Origin of the sequence: Pseudomonas sp. NDM (assembly GCF_003105095.1) — a bacterium.
In the GTDB taxonomy this organism is placed as follows: domain Bacteria; phylum Pseudomonadota; class Gammaproteobacteria; order Pseudomonadales; family Pseudomonadaceae; genus Aquipseudomonas; species Aquipseudomonas moraviensis_A.
In genome coordinates this window covers 1-5,592 of the sequence record NZ_QETJ01000236.1, presented here as the reverse complement: position 1 = coordinate 5,592, position 5,592 = coordinate 1, and the positions used below count along the sequence as shown (strand labels likewise).

Here is a 5,592-nt window from a genome sequence, read left to right as displayed (position 1 = left end):
ATAGCGGTGTGTCAGACAATTGATTTTTGACTGACGCACCGCTATCGCGAGCAGGCTCACTCCTACAGGGGACCGTGTACCAACCTGAATTTTTGTGGACCCTGACATGACCATTCGCTGCAATTCCTACTACACCGCCACCCTCAACCACGACACCGACTACCCCACCCTGCAAGGCCGGCACAAGGTCGATGTGGTGATCATCGGCGGCGGTTTCATCGGTGTCGCCACTGCTGTCGAACTGGCGGAAAAAGGCCTGAAAGTCGCCATCGTCGAAAGCCACAAAATTGGCTGGGGCGCCACCGGACGCAATGGCGGGCAAGTCACCGGCAGCCTCTCCGGCGACGGTGCGATGCGCAAACAGATGCGCGCCAGTCTTGGCGATGACGTCGACGATTTCATCTGGCACCTGCGCTGGCGCGGGCATGAAATCATCCGCCAGCGCGTCGAGAAATATGCGATCCAGTGCGACCTCAAACACGGCCATCTGCACGCGGCGTACAAGCCGAGCCACATGACCGATCTGCGCAAGGACTACGACGAAGCCGTGCGCCGAGGTCTGGGCGATGAAGTGAGCCTGCTCGACCGCAGCCAGGTTTGCGATCTGCTGCAAAGCGAGCTCTACCACGGCGCAATCAAGAACACCCGCAACATGCACCTGCACCCGCTCAACCTGTGCATCGGCGAAGCGCGGGCGGCCGAAAGCCTCGGTGCGCTGATCTTCGAAAACAGTGAAGTGCTGGAGATCATGCACGGCGACAACCCTGGCGTGCGCACCGCCCACGGCCAGATCGACGCCAATCAGGTGATGCTTGCCGGCGACGTCTATCACAAACTCGAACCGGGCCAGCTCAAGGGCAAGATTTTCCCGGCCATGGGCGGCATCGTCACCACCGCGCCGCTCGGCGATCTGGCGCAACAGATCAACCGCGAAGACCTCGCCGTCTATGACTGCCGATTCGTCCTTGATTACTACCGGCTCACCGCCGACGGCCGGTTGCTGTTTGGTGGTGGCGCGAATTACAGCGGCAAGGACTCACGGGACATTGCCGCCGAACTGCGCCCGTGCATCGAGCGCACGTTCCCGGCGCTAAAAGGCGTGCCGATCGATTACCAGTGGAGCTGCGCCATGGGCATCGTCATCAACCGCATCCCGCAACTGGGCAAGCTCTCGGACAACGTCTGGTACTGCCAGGGGTACTCGGGACACGGCATCGCCACCACGCACATCATGGGCGAAATCATGAGCCGGGCGATCACCGGGCAGTTGGAGCAGTTCGACACCTTCGCCGCGTGCCAGCACATTCGCGTACCGATGGGCGACCTGCTCGGCAACCCGTTGCTGGCGGCGGGGATGTGGTATTACCAGATGCTTGAGCGGTTGCGCTGACCGGACCGGCCCTTTCGCGAGCAGGCTCACTCCTACATTTTGAAATGCGGTCCCCTGTAGGAGTGAGCCTGCTCGCGATGAGGCCCTCAAACCCAACAAAAAACTCAATCCGGCAACTGCTCCACCACAATCCCCAACCGCTGATAATCCTCGACATTCCCCGACCCCGGATGCCGCTCGGTAATCAGCCTGTGCAGGCGCGTGCACGGCGCCACTACGAACGGCTCCACCGCACCGAGCTTGTCCGCCGTGGTCACCGCAATTACCCGCGTCGCGCTGTTGAGCATCGCCTGTTTGATCGGCACTTCATCGAAATGCAGCGAGGTGATCCCGACCTCGGGATGAATCGCACAAACGCCGGTAATCGCCAGATCAGCCTTGATCCCCGCCAGCAGTCGCAGCGCTTCCTGACCACTCGCCGACATCGAATGCGGATTCAATTCGCCGCCCGCCAGAATCACTTTCACGCCCTTGTATTCGGACAGGGCAATCGCCGTCAGCGGTGATGCGGTCACGGCGGTAATGCAGATGTCGGCGGGTAACGCCCGCGCTACCTGCAAGGTGGTCGAGCCGGAGTCGAACAACACAATCTGCCCGTTCTCGATGTGCTGGGCCGCCAATTGCGCCAGGCGCACTTTGATCTCGTCCGTCTCATCCAGGCGGGTGAAGTAATCCTTGCCGGAATCTTTCGGTCGCGGCAACGCCCCGCCATGCACGCGCTGCACCAGACCGGCGTTGTCCAGTTCGGCGAGATCGCGGCGAATGGTGTCTTCGGAGACTGCAAAATGCTGGCTCAGCTCGGAGGCCATGACCTTGCCGTCACGCTCAAGAAGCAAAAGGATTTTCTGCCGGCGCAGCGAAGGCAATTCAGCGATGGAGTGGTCGTGCATGGTTGTGCCTGTTTGTGCTTGTAATTGCAGGTTTCAGCGACACTAGCGAAAGTCTCGGGCGAATACAAACGCAGCGGCCATCAATGCTTTCGATCATTGGAATCAACAAGGCGAATTTTTTCTTTGCGTTGCGCCTGTTCACAATGGCCCCACTCTTAAAAGCTCAGGATGAACCGCCCATGAATCTCAATTTCGCCTTCGCCTGCATGATCGTCGTGTCGTTCGCGATTGCCCTGGGCCACGCCTGACAGCAAGTCAAACCGAGGCGAGCAATTGCTCACGCAACCATTTATGTGCCGGATCGCGGTGCATGCGCTCAGCCCAGAACATCGCCATTTCATAACCGGGCACCTGCAACGGTGCATCGACCACTTGCAGCGCCGGATTGCCGCGGACCAGGCGTGACGGCAGCATCGCCACCAGATCGGTGCTGGCCAGTACCGACATCGCCATCAGAAAATGCGGCACCGACAACACCACTTTCCGCGCCAGGCCGACCTCGGCAAGGGCCTTGTCGGTCACGCCGAAAAAGCCTCCGCCCTCTCGCGACACCAGCACATGCTCCAACTCACAGAATTGCTCGCGGCTGGGCGCCCGGGTCAATCCCGGATGACCGATGCGCCCGGCCAGCACATAGCGTTCAGTGAACAACGGTCGCCGATGCAACTCCGCCGGCGCGTCCTCGCTGATATGCAGGGCCAGATCGAACACGCCCTGCTCGGCCTGCTTGACCATTTGCGCCGGCGTCAGGTCGATGATCGCCAGCCGGGTGCCCGGGGCCTGTTCGCGCAAATGGCTGAGCGCTGGCAGGACGACAGTGGATTCACCGTAATCGGTCGCGGCGATTTTCCAGCTGTTATTCGCCCGCGCCGGGTCGAACACATCCGCTGGCGCCACCGCCCTTTCCAACGCCTCCAGCGCTTCACGCAATGGCTCGCGCAGTTCATCGGCGCGCGCGGTCGGGCGCATGCCTCTTGGGCCGGGCAGCAAAAGCGGATCGTTGAAGATTTCGCGCAGTCTGGCCAAATGCACGCTCACCGACGGCTGCGACAAATGCAGACGCTGCGCCGCGCGGGTGACGTTGTGTTCGGCGAGCAATACGTCGAGGGTCAGCAGCAGGTTGATATCGAGGCGTCTCAAATTATTCATGGCTATACCAGACATATCAGACATTCATTTCAAATATACCGGGCGAGCGCTGATCCTGCAGTCATCTCACTCACGGAGCACCCGACATGAATGTATTACTGGTTTACGCCCACCCTGAATCGACTTCGCTCAACGGCTCGCTGCGCGACTTCACCGTCCAGCGACTGCAAGCCGCCGGCCACACCGTGCAGGTCTCCGATCTGTACGCAATGAACTGGAAACCCGTGCTCGACGCCGATGACGCACCGCAGCGCGATCAATCGCAACCGTTCCACGCCTCCCTCGACTCGAAACGCGCCTACGCCGACGGCACCCAGGCCGCCGACATCGCCCGCGAGCAAGAGAAACTGCGCTGGGCCGACGCACTGATCCTGCAATTCCCGATGTGGTGGTTCAGCATGCCGGCGATCCTCAAGGGCTGGTTCGACCGTGTCTACGCCTACGGCTTCGCCTATGGCGTCGGCGAACACTCCGACAGCCGCTGGGGCGAGCGATACGGCGAGGGGAAAATGCAGGGCAAACGGGCGATGTTGCTGGTTACCACCGGCGGCTGGGAATCGCACTACAGCCCACGCGGCATCAATGGGCCGATGGACGATTTACTGTTTCCGATTCAACACGGGATTCTGTATTACCCAGGGTTTGATGTGGTGCCACCGTTTGTGGTGTATCGCACCAGCCGGATGGATGAGGCGCGGTATGGCCAGACCACTGAGGACCTGGGGTTGCGCCTGGATGAAATGTGGAGTGTGCGGCCGATCGGGTTTCGGCAGCAGAATGGTGGGGAGTATGAGATTCCGGGGTTGACGTTGAAGGATGAGATTGCGCCGGGCCTGGAGGGTTTTTCAGCGCACATCCGCTAGCCCCTCACCCTAACCCTCTCCCAAAGGGAGAGGGGACTGACCGAGTTGTTCTGGCAAATTACGCCGATCTGGGATATCGAGCTCAAGTTTTGAACAGCCCCCCCTCGCCCCCTTTGGGGGAGAGGGGGATGGATCTGACTGACACGCCGTAATCGCCAGGCACCACTGGCTTGCTTCAAGTTTCCTGGCGCACCCGCCGAAACTGCACCAACAACGCCGGGGCAAAATGCAGCAGCACCATCCGGCTCAGATGATGCGTCAGGATAAACACCACATTCAGCCCACCCCCAAACGCGACAATCGCAATCGTCTCGATCGCGCCAGGCATGTACGCCAGCCACAGCGACAGCGGATCACTGCCCAGCCACCGCGCGGCTACCTCAGCAAACATCGCTGCGACGACGATCATCAAACCCACCGAGACCAACGCCGTGCGCCCATGTCGCGCCAGTTCCGCGATGCCAAGTCCCTGAAACCGCGAGCCGATGCGCACGCCGAGAATCAGTGCCGCCAGGTTCAAGCTCCACTCCGGCATGTGAAAGCCATGCAGCCATCCCGACTTCACAAACACCGCGGTAATGAGGATAGCGGTAAGCATGAATGGCGCCGGGACGCCGATCAGCAGCAGCAAACGCCCGAGCAATACGCTCAAAGCGATGACTGAGCACGCGGTCAGCGCCATGCCTGTGGTCAACGGATCGCTGGCGACTTCAGCCACCGCTGCTTGCCCGGGAATGAGCAAGCTCACCAGCACGGTGATCAAGAGCAGCCGCATCAGGTGCACGATGATGACCTTGCTCGAAGCCTTTTCCGATTCAAGCAAATCGAACACCGCGGCCAATGCGCCGGGATACACCGCCAACAGCGCATCGGTGCGATTCCAGCCGGCGCCCCGGGTGAGCCACCAGCCAGCGAGGGCGATTTGTGCGGCCAGGCAGATCAGCAAGATGCCAAGGCTGGGCAACATCGTCGAGGCCGTTTCGCTGTCCCAGGCTTCGAACATAAGCCCGGTGGCGATGCCCAGCGTGACCTGGATGTAGCCAAGTCCATAAGGGGTTGCCGGGGCGATGCCGGTTTTGCTGGCAAACAACGCGGTCACCACAATCGAGCCCAACAACAAACCGTGGGGAACGCCTTCAAACTGCAACAACGCGCCGAAACCGGCGGCAATCAACAAGCACACAATGGATTTCATAGTCGCCTTCCTGGCTATCCAACTGACACACCACCATTTCCCTGTAGGAGCTGCCGAAGGCTGCGATCTTTTGATTTTTTAAGATCAAGATCAAAAGATCGCAGC

The 5,592-nt window shown here is 60.4% G+C and carries 6 protein-coding genes; 3 read left to right on the top strand and 3 right to left on the bottom strand.

Annotation, left to right across the window (positions count from 1 at the left end):
* The first annotated feature begins 106 nt into the window (after window positions 1–106).
* On the top strand, window positions 107–1,390 hold the full coding sequence (locus DCO47_RS25420) for an FAD-binding oxidoreductase (protein WP_116659187.1): 1,284 nt from the start codon (window positions 107–109) through the stop codon (window positions 1,388–1,390).
* 104 nt (window positions 1,391–1,494) lie between these two features.
* Here DCO47_RS25420 and DCO47_RS25415 read toward each other — a convergent pair whose 3' ends face one another.
* Window positions 1,495–2,280, bottom strand: coding sequence for a DeoR/GlpR family DNA-binding transcription regulator (locus DCO47_RS25415; protein WP_064363547.1), 786 nt, complete (start codon window positions 2,278–2,280; stop codon window positions 1,495–1,497).
* Between the two features lie 83 nt (window positions 2,281–2,363).
* On the opposite strand from DCO47_RS25415, the gene DCO47_RS27090 reads away from it, so the two are divergent.
* Window positions 2,364–2,528, top strand: a complete 165-nt coding sequence (locus DCO47_RS27090) for a hypothetical protein (RefSeq protein ID WP_165839223.1) — start codon at window positions 2,364–2,366, stop codon at window positions 2,526–2,528.
* 7 nt (window positions 2,529–2,535) lie between these two features.
* Here the strand turns inward: DCO47_RS27090 and DCO47_RS25410 are convergent, their stop codons facing one another.
* Window positions 2,536–3,429: a LysR family transcriptional regulator gene (locus DCO47_RS25410; protein ID WP_177434379.1), complete on the bottom strand. Its 894-nt coding sequence runs from the start codon at window positions 3,427–3,429 to the stop codon at window positions 2,536–2,538.
* An 86-nt stretch (window positions 3,430–3,515) separates the two neighbouring features.
* On the opposite strand from DCO47_RS25410, the gene DCO47_RS25405 reads away from it, so the two are divergent.
* On the top strand, window positions 3,516–4,292 hold the full coding sequence (locus tag DCO47_RS25405; RefSeq protein ID WP_116659185.1) for an NAD(P)H-dependent oxidoreductase: 777 nt from the start codon (window positions 3,516–3,518) through the stop codon (window positions 4,290–4,292).
* Between the two features lie 175 nt (window positions 4,293–4,467).
* Here DCO47_RS25405 and DCO47_RS25400 read toward each other — a convergent pair whose 3' ends face one another.
* Complete coding sequence (locus tag DCO47_RS25400; protein ID WP_116659184.1) at window positions 4,468–5,487, bottom strand: AbrB family transcriptional regulator; 1,020 nt, start codon at window positions 5,485–5,487, stop codon at window positions 4,468–4,470.
* Window positions 5,488–5,592 lie beyond the last annotated feature (105 nt).

Bases quoted from the DNA above. Each gene is read 5' to 3' on its own strand.
- DCO47_RS25420 (WP_116659187.1), top strand. From the start codon at position 107: ATGACCATTCGCTGCAATTCCTACTACACCGCCACCCTCAACCACGAC.
- DCO47_RS25415 (WP_064363547.1), bottom strand. From the start codon at position 2,280: ATGCACGACCACTCCATCGCTGAATTGCCTTCGCTGCGCCGGCAGAAA.
- DCO47_RS27090 (WP_165839223.1), top strand. From the start codon at position 2,364: ATGCTTTCGATCATTGGAATCAACAAGGCGAATTTTTTCTTTGCGTTG.
- DCO47_RS25410 (WP_177434379.1), bottom strand. From the start codon at position 3,429: ATGAATAATTTGAGACGCCTCGATATCAACCTGCTGCTGACCCTCGAC.
- DCO47_RS25405 (WP_116659185.1), top strand. From the start codon at position 3,516: ATGAATGTATTACTGGTTTACGCCCACCCTGAATCGACTTCGCTCAAC.
- DCO47_RS25400 (WP_116659184.1), bottom strand. From the start codon at position 5,487: ATGAAATCCATTGTGTGCTTGTTGATTGCCGCCGGTTTCGGCGCGTTG.